Source organism: Vibrio sp. QJM3NY_26 (assembly GCF_057786005.1).
In genome coordinates, this window is record NZ_CM173516.1 from 1,554,895 (window position 1) to 1,575,790 (window position 20,896).

The 20,896-nt window shown below is 40.6% G+C and carries 19 protein-coding genes; 6 read left to right on the forward strand and 13 right to left on the reverse strand.

Features of this window, described 5'->3' with window-relative positions; genetic code table 11:
- Window positions 1–36: 36 nt before the first annotated feature.
- Both AC3CH4_RS22160 and AC3CH4_RS22165 read right to left on the reverse strand, forming a co-directional pair.
- Window positions 37–1,032 (reverse strand): DUF2955 domain-containing protein, encoded by a 996-nt coding sequence (locus AC3CH4_RS22160; protein WP_488543851.1) that lies wholly within the window; start codon window positions 1,030–1,032, stop codon window positions 37–39.
- The gene (locus AC3CH4_RS22165) at window positions 1,022–2,128 is read right to left on the reverse strand and encodes an HlyD family secretion protein (RefSeq protein WP_114635278.1); all 1,107 of its coding nucleotides are present in this window, start codon (window positions 2,126–2,128) and stop codon (window positions 1,022–1,024) included. Before AC3CH4_RS22165 ends, AC3CH4_RS22160 begins: the two co-directional genes overlap by 11 nt.
- 355 nt (window positions 2,129–2,483) lie before the next feature.
- Between AC3CH4_RS22165 and AC3CH4_RS22170 the strand changes: the two genes are divergently transcribed.
- The 3 genes from AC3CH4_RS22170 to AC3CH4_RS22180 all read left to right on the forward strand — a co-directional run bounded on the left by AC3CH4_RS22170 (window position 2,484) and on the right by AC3CH4_RS22180 (window position 5,572).
- Window positions 2,484–2,804 (forward strand): hypothetical protein, encoded by a 321-nt coding sequence (locus AC3CH4_RS22170; RefSeq protein WP_488543852.1) that lies wholly within the window; start codon window positions 2,484–2,486, stop codon window positions 2,802–2,804.
- 115 nt (window positions 2,805–2,919) lie between these two features.
- On the forward strand, window positions 2,920–3,930 hold the full coding sequence (locus AC3CH4_RS22175; protein WP_488543853.1) for a helix-turn-helix domain-containing protein: 1,011 nt from the start codon (window positions 2,920–2,922) through the stop codon (window positions 3,928–3,930).
- A gap of 196 nt (window positions 3,931–4,126) precedes the next feature.
- On the forward strand, window positions 4,127–5,572 hold the full coding sequence (locus AC3CH4_RS22180) for a pyridoxal phosphate-dependent decarboxylase family protein (RefSeq protein WP_488543854.1): 1,446 nt from the start codon (window positions 4,127–4,129) through the stop codon (window positions 5,570–5,572).
- Window positions 5,573–5,618: 46 nt separating this feature from the next.
- Here AC3CH4_RS22180 and AC3CH4_RS22185 read toward each other — a convergent pair whose 3' ends face one another.
- The 8 genes from AC3CH4_RS22185 to AC3CH4_RS22220 form a co-directional block, all read right to left on the reverse strand.
- Window positions 5,619–5,966, reverse strand: coding sequence for a c-type cytochrome (locus AC3CH4_RS22185; protein WP_054545540.1), 348 nt, complete (start codon window positions 5,964–5,966; stop codon window positions 5,619–5,621).
- A gap of 377 nt (window positions 5,967–6,343) precedes the next feature.
- On the reverse strand, window positions 6,344–7,027 hold the full coding sequence (locus AC3CH4_RS22190) for a response regulator transcription factor (protein ID WP_004731200.1): 684 nt from the start codon (window positions 7,025–7,027) through the stop codon (window positions 6,344–6,346).
- Window positions 7,028–7,121: 94 nt separating this feature from the next.
- Window positions 7,122–8,003 (reverse strand): hypothetical protein, encoded by an 882-nt coding sequence (locus AC3CH4_RS22195; RefSeq protein WP_488543855.1) that lies wholly within the window; start codon window positions 8,001–8,003, stop codon window positions 7,122–7,124.
- The gene (locus AC3CH4_RS22200) at window positions 7,993–10,377 is read right to left on the reverse strand and encodes a fimbria/pilus outer membrane usher protein (RefSeq protein ID WP_488543856.1); all 2,385 of its coding nucleotides are present in this window, start codon (window positions 10,375–10,377) and stop codon (window positions 7,993–7,995) included. Before AC3CH4_RS22200 ends, AC3CH4_RS22195 begins: the two co-directional genes overlap by 11 nt.
- Window positions 10,378–10,468: 91 nt before the next feature.
- Complete coding sequence (locus AC3CH4_RS22205; protein WP_488543857.1) at window positions 10,469–11,155, reverse strand: fimbrial biogenesis chaperone; 687 nt, start codon at window positions 11,153–11,155, stop codon at window positions 10,469–10,471.
- 2 nt (window positions 11,156–11,157) lie between these two features.
- A complete protein-coding gene (locus tag AC3CH4_RS22210) occupies window positions 11,158–11,883 on the reverse strand; it encodes a fimbrial biogenesis chaperone (RefSeq protein WP_341635762.1) in 726 nt (241 codons plus the stop codon).
- 94 nt (window positions 11,884–11,977) lie between these two features.
- Window positions 11,978–12,475 (reverse strand): hypothetical protein, encoded by a 498-nt coding sequence (locus tag AC3CH4_RS22215; RefSeq protein WP_017080976.1) that lies wholly within the window; start codon window positions 12,473–12,475, stop codon window positions 11,978–11,980.
- Between the two features lie 77 nt (window positions 12,476–12,552).
- Window positions 12,553–13,062 carry a hypothetical protein gene (locus tag AC3CH4_RS22220; RefSeq protein WP_488543858.1) on the reverse strand — a complete coding sequence of 170 codons (510 nt, stop codon included), beginning with the start codon at window positions 13,060–13,062 and terminating at the stop codon, window positions 12,553–12,555.
- 1,133 nt (window positions 13,063–14,195) lie between these two features.
- On the opposite strand from AC3CH4_RS22220, the gene AC3CH4_RS22225 reads away from it, so the two are divergent.
- Both AC3CH4_RS22225 and AC3CH4_RS22230 read left to right on the forward strand, forming a co-directional pair.
- A complete protein-coding gene (locus tag AC3CH4_RS22225; RefSeq protein WP_488543859.1) occupies window positions 14,196–15,116 on the forward strand; it encodes a LysR family transcriptional regulator in 921 nt (306 codons plus the stop codon).
- Between the two features lie 103 nt (window positions 15,117–15,219).
- Window positions 15,220–16,674: a DUF1214 domain-containing protein gene (locus tag AC3CH4_RS22230; protein WP_146457807.1), complete on the forward strand. Its 1,455-nt coding sequence runs from the start codon at window positions 15,220–15,222 to the stop codon at window positions 16,672–16,674.
- A 194-nt stretch (window positions 16,675–16,868) separates the two neighbouring features.
- Here AC3CH4_RS22230 and AC3CH4_RS22235 read toward each other — a convergent pair whose 3' ends face one another.
- Window positions 16,869–17,258, reverse strand: a complete 390-nt coding sequence (locus tag AC3CH4_RS22235; RefSeq protein WP_146457808.1) for a glycine zipper family protein — start codon at window positions 17,256–17,258, stop codon at window positions 16,869–16,871.
- A gap of 943 nt (window positions 17,259–18,201) precedes the next feature.
- Here AC3CH4_RS22235 and AC3CH4_RS22240 point away from each other — a divergent pair.
- Window positions 18,202–19,017: a LysR family transcriptional regulator gene (locus AC3CH4_RS22240; RefSeq protein ID WP_261383288.1), complete on the forward strand. Its 816-nt coding sequence runs from the start codon at window positions 18,202–18,204 to the stop codon at window positions 19,015–19,017.
- A gap of 149 nt (window positions 19,018–19,166) precedes the next feature.
- On the opposite strand, the gene ltaE is transcribed toward AC3CH4_RS22240, so the two are convergent.
- Together ltaE and AC3CH4_RS22250 are read right to left on the reverse strand one after the other, a co-directional pair.
- Complete coding sequence (gene ltaE / locus AC3CH4_RS22245) at window positions 19,167–20,171, reverse strand: low-specificity L-threonine aldolase (RefSeq protein ID WP_146457811.1); 1,005 nt, start codon at window positions 20,169–20,171, stop codon at window positions 19,167–19,169.
- A 39-nt stretch (window positions 20,172–20,210) separates the two neighbouring features.
- Window positions 20,211–20,726: an NUDIX hydrolase gene (locus AC3CH4_RS22250; protein WP_488543860.1), complete on the reverse strand. Its 516-nt coding sequence runs from the start codon at window positions 20,724–20,726 to the stop codon at window positions 20,211–20,213.
- Window positions 20,727–20,896: the final 170 nt, after the last annotated feature.

Genomic DNA, 20,896 nt, shown 5'->3' on the forward strand with positions numbered 1-20,896 from the left:
GATTGTACGAACGACTGAAAGTTGATTTTTGACGGGTTATTTCCTAGTTCGTGACTCTAAGAAATAGGTCATAAATACCATGTATAGCAAGACTAAAAATAGCTGGAAAATACGAACGTAAAATTTGTCATCCAACGCGCCGCTGCTTATTGATGTTCCCATAAGTACATTGAATCCGGTAAAGGCCGTAATATATATAGGCGCCTTTTGTGGAACGGTATAAATCTTTATTCCGAAAAGTGCAATGACACTGAGTACAACCATCATATATACATACATATTAGGTGCTAAAGATATGATGAGAAAAGTGACGAATGAAATCAGGCCTGCGAAGATGTTACTTACTGTGAAAAATAACGCGGTCTTACCGGACGTTTCGCTGCTTGCCATTAACGATAGTAACATTACAAATGCAACGGTAAGCAGTATCTGTGAAAGTTGAAAATAGAAGTAAAAGCATACGAGTGGAAATGAAATCACCCATGCGCGTATAGCGGCTGTCCATCGCATTTCTTTGGTAAGTGGAGATACGGGAAAGCTAACAAAGTCCGTCTTCTCTTCATCGGGAAAATAAACGTGTGAAAGGGCATACAAAGCGACGGCCAAAGTGCCTGAAAACGCAAAACCGATTCCTACATTCAGCGCGGATGCTTGATCGATTATCGTTATAGATGGAAGTAATATCAGTTCGATCATTAAGAATGTTGCGAACATGACCCATTTAGGGTCGGTAAATAAATAGTATGCCCAAAGCATCCCGAGTGTGAGTATAGAAAGAAAGGCAATTTTATACTCAGGTAGCCCCGTTGATACTACGAATCCAATTACAGCGGTGGATAGAAGCGCATAGGCCAACTGTTTGACATGGAGAATATGAAATTGAGGTTTATCAGTGATAAATTTTGCGGTCAGAAGTGGCGTACAAAAAGCTAATGGCCAGTTAAACCATAGTGCAAGGAATGTTGCCAAGCCGACTGTCGTGACGTAGCGAAAAATCCTACGCTCTTGTGCTTGTTCTATTTTATCGAACATAAGAGAACAAGCTCACTACGTTAATCCAGAATTTTCCAAGTAGGTTGAATAGAGTGTTTTCGCCAGTATAAACGATGACATCTGCTTGGCCTCCAATTCGCATTGATTGGATCGCTGATGGTTCGTTTATTTTGATCGTAACTGGAATACGTTGTGTGTCTCTTAACCATCCATTTTGGTTTTGTACACTCGCAAGGTCGCCAAGTTGTTCGTTTTTACCCCATGTGACTCCCAGGTCGATTGAAGAAACTGTGCCTTTGAACGTAGTGCCTGGAGCAAGATCTAATGCGATTTCAACATCATCGCCTGGCTTTATGTTACCGAGACTATTCTCTCGAAAATAAGCTTCAAGCCATAAATTGTCGCTTTCGACGAAGGTGACTAATGGAGAGCCTGAAGAAGCGTATGAACCTTCTGATAAATTCAAGTTGGTTACCGCACCATCTGAAGGCGCTGATAGGGTTGTGCGCGATAAGTCTAATTGGGCTTTTTGTAATTCAAGTAGTGCTGATTGTATTTGTGCATTTTCCTCTCCCTCTGAACCCACTTGAGCTTTAGCTTTTTCTAGATTAGCGTGAGCGTTCATGACCTCAGCATTAGCTTTATCAATCGTGGCACGTGTTGTATCTGCATCTGACTTTGATACAACCCCTTTGTCTGCCATCGCTAATACTCGTTGACCCTGACGCCGAGCATTTTGTTGTGCAACTAACGATGTCGTGAGTTGTGCTTGAGCGGAAATAATACTGGCCATTTGCGCCCCAACTTGCTGCCCGGCTATCTTCAATTTTGCTTCTGCTTGTTTAACGGCTATCTCATAGTCGGTAGAGACAATTTTGAGCAACACGTCATTTTTCTCTACTTTAGTGTTTGCTGTAATATTAATTTGTTCTATTAAACCTGATACTTGTGGTTTTAAGGAAATGACGTTGCCTTCAACTCTAACGTTGTCGGTAGTTGGAATAATCCTGTCTGAAACTACAGCGATACCAATAGAAAGTATGGTGAATGCCAACAGACTGTTTGTCGCTATTTTTACTTTATTGATTGGTTTCTTTTTTTGCGTTTCAGTGCCGATTTTTTTTATTTCTGACATGTGAGGCTCTCAATTTAAGATTCTGATATGTAGGGAGTTAGGTGTTCTACTCCCATCAATGAACCATCACGTTATTAATGAGAGAGTGAACTATTTTTAAGATAAAAATAAGATCAAATATCTTGATTTAATGGCCATGTCGTGACATTGGTTTTTTTATTTTCGTGATGAAATTGAAACATATGCTAGGCAGAGTCAAATCGGTATTAATTAAATTGGTTATTTTTGATGTGTCACCAAATGGCAAGCATGACGTTAGATGAATGATTAACATGGATTTTGAACATCAATTGCAGCCAATTAAGAGGTTCGAGAACTGCAATTGAAACAAGATTAACGTTAAAGGGTACTGGATATGAAACTGATAAAGATTCTCGCATTCTCTATGATTGTGTTGATTTCCAACGCGTATGCAATCACAGATGCCAGTAAGATTGGCGCAAACTCAGGTGCTATGAATTACTGCTACGATAACTTTTCTGACCCTAGCCAAAATTCGAAATATAAAATTCTCAAACTGAAAACCTATGAAAAGTACCGAGATCTACTTAGTGATGAACGTGCAAGAGCGTTATTAATGAAAATGGCTGCAGAAGGTGGCGATTATTTAGGAGACCCTCTGGATAAGAGTCGATGCAATAGCCTACGAAAGGTGCTTTATATTAAATATAACTAAATAGTATGAATCTAACCCCTTATTTGATTTGCCAAGTAAGGGGTTTTCTAATTCTTAGGCACGACTGTCAACATATCAAACGAGAAACATCTAATTATAAAGAAGGTCCTAACGTATGGCGTTACCGAATAGAGGAGTACCACTTGTTCGCACAGATTGTGTTCATGACCTGGCTGAACTCTTTAGTGAAAGAGATATTAATGTTTATTCTTTGATTACTGGTGTTAAAGCACCGGTTGACATACAAAGATGTGAATTCCCGTTTATACCTGAGACTGTTTTACTCAACATAATCAGAATGTTTGGTGAAAGTGTTTCGTTGGACACATTTGTGACTCGTGTTTGGTTAATGTGTAAGAACACCTATATACCGGGCGTGATTGCTCAGTTGGTTAAAGCAAGGGAGGGCACTGTAAAAGAAGCGCTAGAAGAATTCTGTGAAATCATTCGATATTACTCAAGCGGAGTTAAAATATCGTTAAAGCGCCATAATGATTGTTACTGGTTAGTTCGCGAAAAAGAGGGTGCGACACAAGACTGGTTTAAGTACGCGGAAATATTCTCGTTCATTTTCCTGGATGAGTTGATAACAGCTTTGACAAAACACAACAGCAAAGAAAAGTATGTGACAATTGTCAGCCCACATACGGAGTGCTTTTTTGAATGCTCACAGTTAGCACATGTTCAGTTTTTTACACTCCGCTCAGTCACAGGTATTCGTCTAAATAACAAAATTTTGAGTCAAAAAGTTAACTTAATAAAAAATTCAGGAAGAGAGGTCATAGATCGAGAAGGTATACCTAGTGATTTTTTGTGCTCATTCAAACATGCCATGCAACCATATTTGTCGATGGGAAAGTTACCCATATCAACGGCTGCGAACATACTGGGAATGAGTCCTAGGACTATCCAGAGGCGCTTATTCGGCGCAAGTGTAACTTATCGCGAAGTATTGGATGATCTTATTCTAAATGAAGTTCAGGTTCGGCTGAAGTACTCGGACGACTCAATAACGTCAATAGCAACCAATATCGGGTATGGTGAATCTGCTAACTTCACTCGTTTCTTTAAACGCAAAACAGGGTTTACTCCTTCACAGTTCCGCAGCCAACATCAAGGTTTATAGTTTTCTGTCAGTGAGGGGTAATTATATGGTTGACTCAAGACTCTATACATTGATTAGAAAAGTTCGTCTTTGGTTTCTCGTTTTTGTGCCGGATATATGAACTTTATTAAATCGCATTCCCGTGGCGCGATATGACAATTCCTGAACGCTCTGATCCAATAACATTATTGGGTAGACAACAAATAGAGGGATCATCATGTCACACCGTTTTAATGAATATCGCTTACCACTTGAAAGCTCTCTCAAACATGCAGTTTCTTACCTAGAATCTTTAGCAGATAGACCGGTAGACAAAGGTACAACCTCACAAGCGTTACGTGAAGCTATCGGCGGGGATTTACCATTGCGACCAACAGACCCATCACAAGTGATTAATGACATGGTAAAGAATGTCGATGCTGGTTTAATGGCATCTGGTGGTGCACGTTTCTTTGGGTACGCGATTGGCAGTTCATTTCCCGCTTCACTAGCAGCCGATTGGCTCGTGAGTGCTTGGGACCAAAATGTGCCTTATTACGTTTCTAGCCCTGCTATGTCTGTTGTTGAAGAAACAGCTGCAGAGTGGATGGTTGAGCTACTAGGTTTAAATAAAGGTACGGCGGTAGGTTTCACTTCTGGTGCTCAAGAAGCGATTTACACCGGTTTGATTACTGCCCGCAATACACTGCTTGAACGCGCTGGTTGGGATGTGGTGACAAAAGGCTTGTTTGGAGCTCCTCGTATTAACGTTGTTGTCAGTGATCAAATTCATTCAACGATCAAGCGCGCGCTATCCATGATTGGCATTGGTCTTGAAACGATTGTCAAAGTACCAACTGACGATAACTTACGTATTATCCCAGATAACTTAAAAGAAATTATTTCAGGCTTAGAAGGCCCAACACTTGTTTGCGCTCAAGCTGGCTGTATTGATTCCGGTGCTTTCGACCCATTTAATGAATTGGCTGATGCTGTCGAGAACCACGGCAACGCGTGGCTTCACGTAGATGGTGCAATTGGTTTATGGGCTTCCGCAAGTGATAAACAAAAGTATTTATTAGCAGGTATTGAACGCGCAGATTCTATTGATACTGACGGGCATAAATGGTTCAACATGCCGTATGACAGTGGAATGATCATCGTAAAAGATGCAGCGGCACTATCTAAAGCGATGGGAGGTAGTAACATGGGTGACTACCTTAATGATGCAATGGAAAAACCAGATCGAAATGCGATTAATTTTGGTATTTCTGCATCAAGAAGAGCACGTGGTGTTCCTGTGTATGCAGCGTTCAAATCATTAGGCAAAGAAGGGATTGTTGAACACATTGATCGTTGTACTGAGTTAGCTCAGCGTATGGCGAATAAGCTTTCATCCGTGCAAGGTATTACGATTTTGAATGATGTTATTTCTAATCGTTTCTCAGCACAATTTGGTGAAGGTGATGACACTTACCGCAATGAACTAACAGATCGAGTAGTTCACCGTTTACAGGAAGAGGGAACATTATATCCATCAACTTCGGGTTACAAAGGCTTGAAGACGATGCTGTTCTCTGTTCTGAGCTGCCATACTTCGACTGAAGACATCAACCTATCTGCTGAGAAGATTGTTGAAGCATACCTGACGGAGAAAGAATTTATGGATAATGGAGCTTCTTAATTCATCCCTTAGGGAGTAAGTCCCAATTGAATATTGGGACTTTTTACTAATTTCCATCTAATACATGAGTTCTGGAACCATTATCTTGAGATGAATAAAAAGCCGCTATATCTCTCAAGTCTTGATCATCGAGCTTACTGAGCTGAACTCGCATCATTTCTGCGTAGTCGCCTTGTCTATTTCCGCTTTGGTATGCTTTCATCGTGTTATAGAGGTAAGTTGAATTTTGACCCGAAAGTTTGGGGTAATCAGTGTTACTTGTTTCACCCGTGGGGCTATGACAGAAAACGCAACTTGGTGATTTCATTTTACCCAGTTCAGGATCGCCAAAATCAGAGGCATGAAGGCTAGGGGAAAGAGTGAGTAATAGTAAAGCGAAGGATTGATAAGTCATGTTTTTACTCCAGTTAAAAACATGACAATAAGGCTTACCCTAAGGGGAAGCTCAAGTCTGAATTGCTATAGATGCTATAGATGCTATAGGTGTTAACAGTTAAAGCGTACTTTTTGCTCTGTTAGGCAAGTAGAGGGGCTGCAGAAGTGATGTTTTCGTGAGTTAACAAGTTCGACTCGTATTTTAGAGGGCGGGATGTTTTTCTACTTTTTAAAATGTGATTAAACCACAGACGATTCGATTTAAACTTCGTTTATTAGCCTGACAGTGATTCTATGAGGAACTGAATAATATCAGGTCACCTTTCAAGGGCTTAAATTCTAATACGTCTGTTTGAAAAAGAACTGCAATCGGCATTTTTATGTTCATAATTTCAACTATATGTCTGGTTGTATAATAGTCTCTAAACTATTGATAAAATGTGCTTTTCTTATCGCTTCTTTTCTATTGGTGACATTTATTTTTTTGTATATGTTGTATACGTGCGTTTTTACCGTGCTTTCTGAAATAAATAGTTCGCTTGATATCTCTAGATTTGAATCTCCTCTGACAACTCGTTTAAATATCTGAGCCTCTCTTTTCGTCAGGTTAGACAGTATTACCTGAGACTTGAAAGTATAAGAGCACGCATTGGATAAAATATGTGACATTAACTTCCTAGGTAGCCATAGATCGTCATCACATACTGTTTTTAAACAACGTGTAAGGTGTTCAATAGGAGCATCTTGATAAATCATCCCCTTTATATTAAACAGGTTGAATAGTTGCATTACGGTAATACTCTGTCCGGTAATATCTGAGGGAACGTCATAGACTACCCATTTACTGGACTCTATTTTTGATAAGATGATGTTGATATCTTCGATATTTTCCAAGAGTAAGTAGCTAATGAGAACGACATCGAACGTTTTATGATTACGAGAGCGCTCAATGCTTAAAATACATTCTCTGCTAAAAGAAAAATCACTGTATTTCCCTATTTCTCGTTGAATAAACTGGTTGTTAATACCGTTGTCACCTACCAGGAGTATGTGCTTTAAATTATTTTTATTTTCATACATAATTTACTCCGAAACTGAAAAATCACGTTTGATTGTATGATGATAGATTTTATATAATTGAGTTGCATATCTCACTTTTTATATAATTACATAATTATGGTTGTTGTGAAAGTTGGGGTTCGATAGAAATTTGTAATGTATCGTCATATTGTCCTCCTGGTTTGCTCTCTGTCTCACCGATGACAAAACTCAAAGGAATAGGCTGACCAATCGTAGCGGAAAGACGTTGAATTTTTGCATCCAGTTGTTCAAGGTTTACTCTGTCGTTATCAAGGGAAAGTTGGTATGGAATGTCCCATTTTTCCTCATTAGATTCATGACGTAGCATTCCTTGATGGGTTGATTCCAATACAATGGTATAAGCTGTGTTGCTTTGAACCCATAGGTTAGGTGCGGAACGAATAACCTTGTTGGAATATAAAGTCCCTAGATCAAGGTCATAATGTTGTTGGGTCAATCCATAAAAATGAATTTTTGCAGCAGGCGGAACGTTAACAGATACCGGGAGTGAACTAGGGCTAATTTCTATTTGTTTACTATCTGAGGTATAAGAAGGCGAGACTTCCAATAACCCTCGATAGGTTCCTGACGCTAACCATTGTTTACTTGGGAAACGCATTTGTATCGTTGCCGAAGGTTGGTTTTCGGTTAATGATAAGTGCCATTGATTAGCCACTGACATACCAATCTGCCCACTCCATTCAAAGCCGAGTTTTGCTTGGTTTACCCCTTTTAACGATCGACTGGTATCGTTAAGTTGTAAAATTAAGTCTAATTTGCAGGGTTCGCCAATTATGTTCGCATCTATACGGTAAGTGTTTATTGTTGCGAAAGTTCCTGCGCTGAAAACATCATATTGTGATTTCGATGAGACGGGTTGAATAGCCAAGGCACTGGCTTCACACGCCAATGCCGAAGGTACATGGTTTATGGTGATGAGGAACAAGGATCCCCAAAGAACTTGTTTATTCCACATAAACATCTCCTAGTCTTATCAAGTTGTCACTGCGTTCACTGAGGGTAATGATGACTGATTCTTGTTCTTTAGTGTCGAGTACCAATTGATATTTCCCCGGCTTTAATCCAGAGATTGCGAATATGCCGTTACGATTGGTAAAGAAGTCAATCGGCAACTGTTTTGCATCACCAAGGTAATGTGCGACACCAGCGACAAGTGAAATAGGGTTGTTACTTGGACGATCGAATAGCTTGCCAATAACCGTTAATACCGCATCCGATCCGATCTGTAGCTGGAATCCCCGTTTATAACCAGGCTTAATCCAAAAAGCACCATCGCCTAAGTCATACCCTGGTGGCAAGTTATCGACCTCGTAACCGACTACTTGGCCATTATAAGCAACAAGGTCAGGAACCATGGCACTTGCATCTCCTTTAAGGTAAACGCGTGCGTACTCACCATCTTTTGTTGGGTCGACAGCCACGTCATTTTTTGCGAGACTTTCGTGCTTGCTAACAATAGCAAATGCTTCGCGCACCGGTCTGCCGATCGTCACAGATGAACCTGCAAAAGCAAGGGCACTACTTATCGTCACATCAGTACTGTGATTTCGTGTTTCACCATTAATGTTTTCAAGCCGCGAAGCGTGGGTCGCGTTTAACTCATAACGGTTAGCCGTGTAGTTAATCCCAGCATCCATATCGGCATCCGTTTCTTCGTTAGTAATGACACTCGCAAACGCCGACATCCCCCCAGTATTACCAATATTATTCTGATAGCTGTAATCTAAGGCGGCTTCATTAAGCTCAGTGGTGTAACGACCGACTACACGAGTTTGTCGACTAAGGGGCCAGCTTATGGTGACAGTCGTGCTGATATCATCGTCTTCGGTTGCGTTATGCCGATAGTTAACGCGTGCACTCCAGGTGGCGGGAGTATCAAACAGTCCGTCCGATAAACTCGGGCTAATCAACCAATAATCGTTCTCTTTGTCTACCCCTGAGCGATAATTGAGGGTCATGGCGGCACGTAAAGACTGACCAAGGTAAATAGAGCTGAATGCAGATACATAATGGGTGGTTAGATTGATATCGGTATCGGAAGCATCAAACCCTGAGACCCCAGTAAAATTGTTGGTCAGATATTCATAACTTACACTCAGTTGTGGGGACAGCGTGTTCGTATTAGAAAATTCCGCATCGAACGCAAATTTGTAAGCGTCGCCAGTTCCAAATGTAGGGTGTTCGCTACGCGAAGCATTGAGTTCAGTGACGCCCCATGTAGAAGCGAGTAAAGCGGTGGCTCCATATTGGTAAAGATCTTCACGGGTTTGGAAGTTGGTACCTAACGTTAACCAAGGGTTAATACCCACATCGATATAACCATGCAAAATACGTTCGTCGGTTAGATATTCTATTTGCCCATTCTGTAATTCAGAAGGCGCTCCATACATGACGCTATATTCAAACTCACCGCTATTGAGCAAGTCGTTACCGGTCGCAATAGAAAACTCGATGCGTTCTTCATTCCCGGAGCGGTCGGTGATGACGAGTACAATATCATTGCTACCTTGTGCTAGAGGTATGTCACTAAGGTTATAGCTACCAGCGCCTAGCGTTAATCGCTGGACTGCAATCCCATCTATATAGACATCAACATTTGAAGCTCTTTGAAGTGTGAATGATTGATTGGCTCGTGGTCGTGCATTTCTGGTTGGAATGAGCGTGAAATCTCGAGTTAAGCCAATACCAAGTATGTCGGTGCTGTCCTGAAAAGATTGACCACTGTTGTACATATCACCGAGCACAAGTCGTGTGCCTTGTTCTGCAAAGTCAATATTAAGACGAGATCCTTCTCTTACGTATCGCGAATCTTGTGATGAGCTGTTTTCTAAATAAGATTCATACTCAAAGTTTAGAAAACCAATGTTAAGTGCTGAGTCAAACTGACTGCGATAGAGATCCTGCCTTGACGAATTCTGATCGACATATTGGCTCTCATTAGCCGAAAGGGCAAAGTTAACGTATCCACTAAACAAACTTGGCTCAGCATAGTTATAAAAATCATCTGCGCCATTCATAGACAGTTGCTGGGTTAAGCTAAATTCAGGCGGTACTGTCACGATGCATTCTAATGAAGAAAAATCGAAACTAAGACCTAATCCTACGCTCTCAAAATGGTGCTGAGACAGCATTTTATCGCTTGTCGTGTCATTGAGTTTCCCAATACCTTCTTGAGTTACGACGGACGAAAGGAGAGAAAGCGTACTTTCCTTCGGTAACAAGATTTCATTGTTTGCGGTAATGATAATGTCCGCTTCTCCAAGTATGGTGTCACTTATTCTTAACAAAGAGGTAAGTTGAATATCTCGTCCTGTCGGGTTCAAGACCATTTCTTGACCCCAAGCAGCAGGGCTTAAGGCAGCACAATAAAAAAGTACTAATACCAAGATATACAAAACTTGCCATATCTTGGGATAGGTTTCAGTTTTCATGCCCATGGTAAGTGCCCACTGGTAAATAATTTAAAGAAGAAGGCAAAGTAATAATGGAGCGTGGTGGAATAAACTGCTCACCTAAAGCCTCATGTACTTTTTGGCTCTGAGATTCGAGCCCCGCAAACTGAAGTAACGATGTATAGGTAAATCGCGACCCAGAATTAGTGAGTGTCAGTTGACCTTGTTCATCTATGTGTAATTTCACGTCAGGCTCTAAAGAGGACGAGTGAATGTGCAACAACGCATTGTAGTGAACTTGTAAATTGATACCGGTTGTTAGCCCGATGGGTTTGTCTATCCTCGCGTTGTTCTGGCCAATATTCACGGTACTGAAGCGAACGAAGTAACTCTGGGAGGTTTCGAGTGGTCGGTTTCCCAACCACTGTATACGGAATACTTGGCGTGCACCGGGTGCCAACATTGCGGCTGGTGGAAACACAAACATCTCTTCACTCGATAGATCTGATGTTTGGAACGTGCCATCAGATAAGAAGTTCAAACGACGAACGTTAGCTTCAAGTGGGAGAGCTTGTGTTGAATTGTTAGTTACAACCAGTTGCGATGTTGCCCGGTGATCTGTGTTGAGCTCGATGACGGTTGGAAACAATGTTATGCCAAACGTTTGAGCACACAGAAAGCAATAAATGAGCCCACCCAAGATATAACGTCTCATTGTTATTGATCCTGCTCTATTTCAATCGATAGGGTGTCCACATCATAATTTTTAAGAGGCTGCATTTCGAAAAAGCGAGTGGAGTAGGGTAGGACTAAAGTACCCGGAATACGTTTAGCGATTTCTACGCCTTTTAAATATGTTGAATTTTTACCATCAGATATTTTCCATGTTGTATTGGTTAATCGACCATAACTATTACCACTGTTAAGTACCTCAAGAACCCATTTGTTCTTTTTGTCATTTTGTTCGATACTTTTAATTTCTAGCTGAGAAGCCGTGTTCTGAGGTCGCACGTTGATAAGCGTATTAAACTGAAGCAAAAGACTTACTTGCCCTTGATTACTGCTCGCTCTTTGAACTTTTACTTGCTTAACAGCAATGCGATACGCTTTAGATTCTGTGATGGAAGGATCGCCCAAATACCGCACCATAATGGATTGTGATCTTCCAGGTTCTATTATTGCGGTCACCGGTATCACTAATAGCTCGTCATCTGCAGGCGTCGTGGTCTCTTTCCCATATTCGTTCATTGTCATAAATACTGGAGACAATTCAACCGTGAGTGGTTCGGTAGACGAATTCTCAACCCTCATGGTCATTTGAGCTCTTTTGCCAAGCGGTGTCATTTCCATAGACATCGGCTCCACTTTGAACGCATGAGCGGACAAACAAGTGAGTGACAATAACAAGAGAACAGTCCATTTATGCATGATCCATTTATACATCGCGAAGAGCTCCAAATTAAAATTATGTCGTTGATGTTGATATTGAGATGAGATTAAGCCGGGGGCCAAATAATAGCCCCCGACTTATTAACCTCTAATTTGAGGTGATATTTACGGTTAATGTATCTGAGTAGCCACCTGCCCATGGGGAGGTTTCTGTTGTCACAATATCAATAGATGCGGCAACACCTGTCGCTAATGCTCCAGAACCGCCATAAGAATTACTGACTGAAACGTCATTTAGACCTGGGCCCCCTGGTGCATTAAGCGTGAAAGGAGCTAAACCTGAAGGATTAAATGTTGCATCGTAGGTAAGAGCGTAGTCTTCGCTATCGTCTGACTCTAGACCACCTTCAGCACTTGTCAGTGTCACAGTTGCACCATCGACGTCATTACACTTCATGTTAAGACCACTAACAGAAAGGTTTTGAATTTGAGATACGTTACCGAAGTCCATCAGTTGCGTTGAAAGACCAGTAACTTCACATACAGGTGAAACAAAACCAACTAACTGGACATCACCAGGAGCGGCTTGGACTTGAGCACCAAAAATAGCAGTGACTGTTGCTGCGTAGAGTGTTAGCTTTTTCATTAGAAATTCCTTTATCTTAAATGATTGGCTCGAATACTGCTGAGCGTTTGTTGTTCTGCAGATACATTGCAGAGTTTTCACTTTGTCACGCTATGAATCGAAGGGTAAACTTCGATCTCGATAACGTCTTGATAATAACCTGCGAAACGCAAGCTATTTTCGAGTGCTACCCTAAGGCTCCCATGTTGAGCGAAAGGAATAACACCAGAACTGTCTATCATTACTGATGATATAAGTTGGCTGCTGTGTCGACTTTCATAAAGACGAAGCTCATCTATTTGTAATGAAAAATTATAAGTTTCAATAATATCAACGCCTTGTTGTTGATATTTTAGGCCACCGTATTTTGAGTTAATCGTTATACCCAATGGACGGTTACAATACATATTAAAAGGTAACGACTGCACATCACGGTGTTCCGTAAAATTCATAATGTTGCCAGAAAAGAAGTTTATTTCGCATTGATCTTTGATCTGACCGCTAATTCCTAACGTTAAGTTGTTAGCACTGGCATAGAATGAAAGTGACAGACTAAAAATTAACCCGGAGACGATGAAGTTATGAAGAATCAAAAATACTCTAATCATAATTCCACCTCTCGCTGATTGAATGTAACTTGTTGCTTAACTTTCAAAACTATAAGTGCTAAAAAAAATGGTGAAGTAGTAAAAAAAGTTTATTATTAAAGAGAAGTATGAAATTTGGTATGAGTTTAGCCCGAGAGGTGGAAACCATATTTTTAGTAATAACATAATATTCAATCAGATAGGGGGCATCTAACTGAAGATCAGTTCGGAATGGTATTTTTATTGTGTTGCTAAAAGTGGGTTTGTATACTACCGACCCGAAAAAGGTCGTTTCGATGATAGTATTATCCCTGTAGTTATTAGGTGGTAATTATTAATAACCAAAGTTTAAATTAGAACTATAAATACATAATTTAGTTTTTTGGGTGCAATAAGTAATGGAGAGTTGTTAACAATAAATTGAAGGTGTTTTGTTGTAACTGCATGAATATATTAAAATAAATTAAGATTAAAAATTGTATCCTCTAGCTGAGTTAGTCTGATGCTAAATCATTACCGAGAAAGAAAATATTCCAGTTTGATTTTGACCTTTAACATCGAGTAGTATTTTTACTCGTTACAAAATTGATAGGGTTTGAATTTTAAGGAACTGTTTTGATTAAACAAAATTTAATTCGTCGAATGCATCTATATAGGTCATATTGAGAGCTAGTTTTTTTTGCAATTCAATATGGTGATTTCGGCCCGACAATTAACCTCAGAAAACTATTTATTAACCTCATCAAACTACTGTTTTTTCAATGTAACTCTGGTTAGTGCTTCTCCTGAGAAAAAGAACAGACGGATTCTTTTAGGGCAAGCTCAGGTTTCAAGTTGCTTACTATTTGTTTCTAGCGCCTTTTCTAGCGCAACTAGAAATGTAGAAATATCTTGAGCATTCGTTTTCTACAACGGCAAGAATGCCGATGAACATATATCTCTATCAACTACTTTAACCCAGTCGATAATCTGTCACGATGTAGAGCTCGTGTCCCAAAATTGGAGAACTGATCTGAGGTGATAAACCTTTTGAAAATCAGATCGTTATAGGGCCACTGTCTTTGTACGTTAAGGTCAGTATATACTGTCAGCACCAAATCAAGCATGCACGTTACAAAGTGTGCTTTAGTTGAATTTATCTGTGGAGAGACTTGATGGATCGCGTTTTTCGAAATCTAGACCTTAACCTTTTAAAGACTTTGGTTGTGCTCTATCAAGAGAGAAATACTCGCCTTGCCGCAGAGCGTTTGTTTACCACTCAACCGTCAGTCAGCCGTGCCCTAACTAAGTTGAGAGAGCACTTTCAGCAAGAGCTGTTTATTCGCAATCAATACGGGTTAACGCCAACTCCAGAAGGCGACAAAATCTGTCGTGAGGTAAACCAAGCCTTGCAAGTTCTTGAGCAAAGTGTCGCGTTACACACATTCTCCCCAGAGAGAGCTGAAGGTAAACTTAGTATTGGCTTGAACCACTTTATGGCTGAACGCTATGCCAGCACCCTATATCGAAATATCTCCCGTTTAGCGCCAAACTTACAGTTGGAGATAGAGTCTTGGAACCAAGCTAGCCTATCCAAGTTGATGCAAGGGGAGCTAGATTTTGGCATCAATTTCTACGGTATTGACGCGCCGAAAGAGTTAGTTAGTAACTCATTGGGTAGAGAAGCATTCTCTTTGTATATGCGAAAAGGTCACCCATATCTCGATAACGTTCGCTTAGAAGCGTTGTCCGATTACCCCTTAGCCTCAGTGCTTATCTCCAATTGGAACCAGAAAGAATCGCGAGTTGAAAAGATCTTACGCAAAGCAAAGGTCCCAGTTAACGTGGCGCTGCGTTCGGAAAATGTACACGCGATAATTAGGTCGTTGGCAGACAGCAACTTAATTTTTCCCGCTATTTCTGGCTTGTTGGATGAAAACAATCAACCCAATATTGTTAGCATACCTATACAAGAAATATTGGATGTGCCTGCCGTGGAGTTCGATCGTAGCTTGTTCTATCATCAGAAAAACCGAAGTTCAGAATTTCACCTATGGGTTATGACTCAATTAGAAGAGGTGTTTGCTACTGAATAGCCAGATATGCATTTTACGTATTTCTTAGGTCAAAATTAGGAATTAGATCGTATATCTAAGAGTCATTAGAGTGTTGTGTATTCCCTGAACATTAGGACACAACATGAAACTGACTTTTATTGCCTCTGTGCTTTCACTCTCCGTCACTACCGCGTTTGCGGGTGACAACAATGATCTTACTTTTACCAGCTCTCACGGTTATCAATTTGTCAACAATGTACCTTCTGCTGAAACCTCGCAGAAGATGTATCAAGATCAGAATATTCAATATGCAGCTATGGTTTATCAATGGTCAATGCCTGCTATGGGTTTGAAGGGGTGGGAAAATGCCAATCATGACATGGGCAATAGTGCGAACAGTGCGCAAATCTCTTCTTATCAAGGTGACGGGGCTCGCGGTATTTTGACTCCCAACCAAGTAGTGGAGTATCTAATTGCTTTTCATAATGCCGATGTTCATGGTCCTGTGGTGTGGGAAGTCCCAGCAGGTATGACAGCAGGCTATGTGGGTGATCAATGGCAACGCCCTATTATCGATGTTGGTGTTGCTGGGCCAGAGCAAGGCAAAGGTGTGAAACTGCTTATCCTAGGTCCAGGTCAACAAGAACCTGAACACGATGGCTCTTATACTGTCGTTGAGTCACCAACCAACGTTATCTGGCTCGGGACGCGTAATATGGAGCGTGACCCAATCAAGCATAAGCAAATCACGGAGTCCTTCAAAGCCTATCCATTTAACCAACAGGAACTTAGAGATCGCCCAATCGTATCAAAGCAGGGCGATGCGTTTATCCAAGCTCAGCCACGCGGTATGACGTTTTGGGAAAATCTAAATGAGATCGTTCAGCGGGAAGTCATGCACGAACGTGATGTGTTCTTCTACGCCATGTTGAAAGATCTTGGCATTGAGAAAGGCAAGCTGTTTAATCCAACCAAAGAACAGAAAGCTATTCTGATTGCTGGCGAAGAGCTAGGTTATTTACAGGCAATTAACAACACCTACAAAAAGAATTTTGAGGGAGCGAATTACTTTGGCGATAAGAACTGGTTTGTCGCTCTGGTAAACGATTCGACTCAACAACAAGAGACTCACGGTGAGCTTCGTGAGCGTGCGGCTTGGTTCCATGAGGCGATTGGTTCGACCAAAGCGATGAAGATGTATAAACCGGGCCCTGGTCAGATGTACTTAGGTGCTTATGAGGATGCGAACGGTATCGGATTTGATGGCAGCAACAATTATCATCTCAATGTACCAGCAGATGTGCCTGCGGATCTTTTTTGGGCGGTGACTATTTATGATTCTAAGTATCGTAACCTAATTGCTAACAGTACGGGTCAAGCAGAGATCAACTCTTCAAACAAGTTAACTTATAACGAAGATGGCAGTGTTGATGTGTTTATTGGTCCTCAATGCGAGAAGAGTAAAGGGTGTGTGTCCTCTAATTGGGTTCAAACTGAGCCTGGTCAAACATGGTTTACCTATTTCCGTTTATATACTCCGAATGAGCGCTATTTCTCAGGAGACTGGTCTCTAGATAATATTCAGCTAGTTCAATAGTAAATTAAAGCCTTAGCTTTTTGGCTAGGTGGAAGGGCACTAGTTAGGGAACCGTTCTCGAAGAACGAGATTAATTAGAGTGGTTGATTAGAAAATACAAACGAGAAGTTATAAAACTGTGCGTTGTGACAATAGCGTCTTAATTTTTAGTCGTGGTAGATTTGTAGATCTATTGGTATATGCACAGTTTTATACTAGTTCAAAACTGTGTATCCTCGATTAGACATACAGTTTCTCAGAACTGTTTGTTTTTCTTTTTCGTAGTTTTGTTGGTTTTTTCTTCGGTCACGACTTCCTCCAACAACACCAGCTGCCAAACCTACCGCCGCTCCTTTTTTTGCGCCATCGGAGCCTGAACCACCAGCGATTGCTTTACCGGCAGAGCCAATAGCAGCGCCTTTAATTGCACCACCGACAGCTCCACGTGAACCACTGTCTTTCTTAGTTTGGTTTGCTAGCTCTTCACATTTGTGCATATCGTAAATATATTCTTTTTCATCAACGCCATCTTTGTCGATAATAAGTTTTGCTTGTAGATGTGTAGTAAATAACAATGTGAGTATAATTGGCGCGTATTTAATCATAACTTTAAACCTATGGGTGTGTGTTTAACATTAGTAAAAACAAGTCTATCAATCTTTAGATTTTATATGGAATATGATTTATTCCATGCGGTGCTGCATGATTTACACTGTACGGATAGGGTTAACATGATGTGATGTGATGTGATTTGAACTTAGGTGTTTTTCATTAAATATGCGGGCTGTATGTTGGTTCGTTAACTGGGGCTTAACGATGGGTTAATTTTATTTTGATTTTAAAAATTGACATTTTAAAGTATATTTAATGGCTGCTATTTAGTCAGAATAAAGATAAATCTTGTTTTTTTGAAGTTTTTAGTAACTTGTTTTGGTATTTGAGGTGGTAATTTAAATTACCCCCAAAGATTTTGTTTATTCCAATGTTTATTTCAATGTTTTCAACTTTTGTTTTTTAATAATTTATTAAAGGCAAAGGGAGAGGGATTCTACGAAGAGATTTATGATTCGTTGAAATATGAAGAATTTAGAAAGCACGAGCTTATTACTAGATTTGAGACAAACAGCTGTCAATACTATGGTGACGAATTTAGCAAGAATCTTGTGGCGTCAGTGTATCTAATTTTCAATGGCGAGATCATTTGTCAAATCGGAAAACCTTTACTTTTCAATGCTGATTCACTTGGTGAAATAACTATTTTACCTGAGGGATTACTCATTAAGGGGTATGTTGATGGTATTAATGGGGTATACGCTCTTAAGCTGATTCATCGAGAATTTATTGAGAAGCAAACTCGGTCAATATTTGGAGATGCCTTTGAATACGTAGAATTCTTAGAATATTTCGATCTAGATGAACAGTTGATGTGTTTTTGAACTTAGCCCTAGCCCAACAACTCAAATGAAATAAATTTTCCATAAGTTAGCCAGTTGCAATCTGCGGGATTTGTTTTTTGTAAGACGGTCTAACCGAAAACGATGAGGTCAAATGAATAATGATATAAATGAGTTAAACGTATTACGCGTTTTTCTAGCCTTAATGCAGACTGGTTCGACAAGTCGAGCTGCTATTAAACTAGGTCGATCTCAGTCATACATTTCTAAGATGTTGGCTCAACTCCGTGAAACTCTTGATGACCCTTTATTTATCCGAAGCCCTGAGGGTATGGTTCCGACCTCTTACGCTTTAGCTGTTGAGCCTAAACTCAAGGCCGCACTAGAATCTGTTTTTTTAGCGCTAGAACCTGCTCACTTTGATCCACGAAAAATAACGAAAGTATCTTTACATATTATAGAGCCGTATTTAGTTCAAAAAGGCAGTGGAATCATCAAAGCTATTCGCCAAGAAACAGATGCTATTATTGATATACGTACATGGGGAGAGGATAGCGAATCACTTCTTTTACGAGAAGACGTTGATTTGGGAATCCATATACTCAGTGATAAACCACAAAGTTTTTACCAAAAGCGATTACATCAAGGTTCTGCGAGTTTCAAAGGTAATATTGGTAGTCGGGAATATGTGAAGTATGTTGTAGCTGGAGTTAATGACCATGAAAATCTATTTAATAAGCTAGATCCAACAATAAAACCTAAGTTGTATATTGATAACTATCAACTTATGTCTCAACTTATGGATGATTTCTATACACTTAGATACAACAAAGTGAGCGATGAACTAGCTCACGCCGATGTAAGTATAGATATAGCGTTAATAGTAAAATCTTCACGGAGGCACTCTGAAAAAATTCAATGGCTTTGCGAGTTAGTGGAGCCAATTATCAACCAGGGCCCTGTGATCTGAATTTCAAGATGAGTTTAGGTTCAGCGGTGTAAAAACTTGGAGTGAAGACCGTTAATACAAGAGCTAGGGACTGGTAAATCATGTTTTTACTCCTACAAAATAAAGCTTCCCCTAGGGGGAAGCTTAAGTCTTAACGGCCTAGTGCTTGTTTATAGTGCTTTTTCTATAGCAATTAAGAATGTAGAGATATCTTCTGCGTTAATGTCACGGTGAGTCACAAACCGAACAGGGTTGCCTGGCGACATTGTAATGTCTTGCTCACTTAACTCGCTTGCGATGCGGTTAATATCCACAGATTCATCTAACTTCGCAAATACAATGTTAGTTTGAATGAAATCAGGGTTAACAGAGAAGCCTTCTAGCTTGCTTAAACCAATCGCTAGGTTTTTTGCGTTCTCGTGATCATTTTTAAGTTGAGCTACGTTCTCAGTCAGCGCCATTTTACCTGCGGCGGCAAGAATACCCGCTTGGCGCATACCGCCTCCGACCATTTTACGCAGTCGACGAGCTTTAGCGATGTAGTTTTTGTTGCCAAGGAGTAGTGAACCGATTGGAGCGCCTAAACCTTTTGATAAGCAAATTGTCATAGAGTCGAAGTGCTGTGCGATCTCTTTGATGTGTACATCCAGCGCCGCTGCTGCATTATAAACGCGCGCGCCATCTAGGTGCATTTGTAAGCCGTGTTGGTTTACGAATTCACGTGCTTCCGCTAGGTAAGACATTGGCAGCACTTTACCATTGATCGTGTTTTCTAAACTAAGCAGCTTAGTACGAGCAAAGTGGCTGTCGTCTGGTTTAATTGCAGCAGCAAGTTTTTTAAAGTCAAGTGTGCCGTCTGGGTTATTCTCAATGGGTTGAGGTTGAATCGAGCCGAGCACTGCAGCACCGCCGGCTTCATACTTATAGTTATGCGCTTGTTGGCCACAAAGGTATTCATCACCACGCTCACAGTGTGCCATTAAACCAAGTAGGTTGGCTTGTGTCCCTGAAGAGGTGAACATCGCTGCTTCAAAGCCGGTTTCATTGGCAGCCCACTGTTCCAATTCGTTTACGGTTGGGTCATCGCCATAAACATCATCGCCCACTTCTGCATTTGCCATTACGTCACGCATAGCTTGCGAAGGTTTAGTTACGGTATCAGAACGAAAGTCCATGCTTCTCTCCTAGAGTACTTTAGGTAGTCATATAATTGGCTATAGATAGCCACATAGTTGGGCTTTGCTTAAACAAGCGATAGTTTTTGTATCGGTGATTTGATCGTGTCGTATTTTGTTGTGCAGCTCTTCTAAGCTCTGCTCTATCACTTCTATAACTTCATCTTCGTCGCATTCAAATCGGGTAGTGAGGCTAAGATGTTTTGCGACAAATAAATGCTGAATCTCATCGCAGAATCCAGCCAAAGGTGTGACTTGTCCTAAGCTCTGAAAAAAAGTTGCACTGTAACCGGTTTCTTCTTCCAGTTCGCGCTGGGCACATTGAAGAGGTGTCTCATCCATTTCCATCGTGCCTGCAGGTAGCTCCAAAAGCCATTTCTTAAGAGAAGGACGAAACTGATTAATGAGGATGATTTTTCCTGACGAAGTGATAGGAAGAATAACGGCCGCGCCAGGGTGGTGTATTGTTGTATGTTTTACCACGACGTTCGTAGGGAGCGTCACGTTCTCTTCGATGAGAGAAATACTTTTCCATTGATGGATAACTTTACTCATGCAATTTGGCCACATTCCTTGCCAATTTTTCGTATAACTGAAGACGTGTACCACCATAACGTCTATGGTGTCGAAAATAAAAGAAAAATTAGTCTTAGCAATAGATTTAATTTGACGCCGTTCGTGATGTTACTCTCATAATTGGAATCTATGATTGCGCGAAAATTGCA

What these genes read in the sequence shown, in the direction of transcription:
- AC3CH4_RS22160 (WP_488543851.1), bottom strand. Translation starts at nt 1,032, where the DNA reads ATGTTCGATAAAATAGAACAAGCACAAGAGCGTAGGATTTTTCGCTAC.
- AC3CH4_RS22165 (WP_114635278.1), bottom strand. Translation starts at nt 2,128, where the DNA reads ATGTCAGAAATAAAAAAAATCGGCACTGAAACGCAAAAAAAGAAACCA.
- AC3CH4_RS22170 (WP_488543852.1), top strand. Translation starts at nt 2,484, where the DNA reads ATGAAACTGATAAAGATTCTCGCATTCTCTATGATTGTGTTGATTTCC.
- AC3CH4_RS22175 (WP_488543853.1), top strand. Translation starts at nt 2,920, where the DNA reads ATGGCGTTACCGAATAGAGGAGTACCACTTGTTCGCACAGATTGTGTT.
- AC3CH4_RS22180 (WP_488543854.1), top strand. Translation starts at nt 4,127, where the DNA reads ATGTCACACCGTTTTAATGAATATCGCTTACCACTTGAAAGCTCTCTC.
- AC3CH4_RS22185 (WP_054545540.1), bottom strand. Translation starts at nt 5,966, where the DNA reads ATGACTTATCAATCCTTCGCTTTACTATTACTCACTCTTTCCCCTAGC.
- AC3CH4_RS22190 (WP_004731200.1), bottom strand. Translation starts at nt 7,027, where the DNA reads ATGTATGAAAATAAAAATAATTTAAAGCACATACTCCTGGTAGGTGAC.
- AC3CH4_RS22195 (WP_488543855.1), bottom strand. Translation starts at nt 8,003, where the DNA reads ATGTGGAATAAACAAGTTCTTTGGGGATCCTTGTTCCTCATCACCATA.
- AC3CH4_RS22200 (WP_488543856.1), bottom strand. Translation starts at nt 10,377, where the DNA reads ATGGTCTTGAACCCGACAGGACGAGATATTCAACTTACCTCTTTGTTA.
- AC3CH4_RS22205 (WP_488543857.1), bottom strand. Translation starts at nt 11,155, where the DNA reads ATGAGACGTTATATCTTGGGTGGGCTCATTTATTGCTTTCTGTGTGCT.
- AC3CH4_RS22210 (WP_341635762.1), bottom strand. Translation starts at nt 11,883, where the DNA reads ATGTATAAATGGATCATGCATAAATGGACTGTTCTCTTGTTATTGTCA.
- AC3CH4_RS22215 (WP_017080976.1), bottom strand. Translation starts at nt 12,475, where the DNA reads ATGAAAAAGCTAACACTCTACGCAGCAACAGTCACTGCTATTTTTGGT.
- AC3CH4_RS22220 (WP_488543858.1), bottom strand. Translation starts at nt 13,062, where the DNA reads ATGATTAGAGTATTTTTGATTCTTCATAACTTCATCGTCTCCGGGTTA.
- AC3CH4_RS22225 (WP_488543859.1), top strand. Translation starts at nt 14,196, where the DNA reads ATGGATCGCGTTTTTCGAAATCTAGACCTTAACCTTTTAAAGACTTTG.
- AC3CH4_RS22230 (WP_146457807.1), top strand. Translation starts at nt 15,220, where the DNA reads ATGAAACTGACTTTTATTGCCTCTGTGCTTTCACTCTCCGTCACTACC.
- AC3CH4_RS22235 (WP_146457808.1), bottom strand. Translation starts at nt 17,258, where the DNA reads ATGATTAAATACGCGCCAATTATACTCACATTGTTATTTACTACACAT.
- AC3CH4_RS22240 (WP_261383288.1), top strand. Translation starts at nt 18,202, where the DNA reads ATGAATAATGATATAAATGAGTTAAACGTATTACGCGTTTTTCTAGCC.
- ltaE (WP_146457811.1), bottom strand. Translation starts at nt 20,171, where the DNA reads ATGGACTTTCGTTCTGATACCGTAACTAAACCTTCGCAAGCTATGCGT.
- AC3CH4_RS22250 (WP_488543860.1), bottom strand. Translation starts at nt 20,726, where the DNA reads ATGAGTAAAGTTATCCATCAATGGAAAAGTATTTCTCTCATCGAAGAG.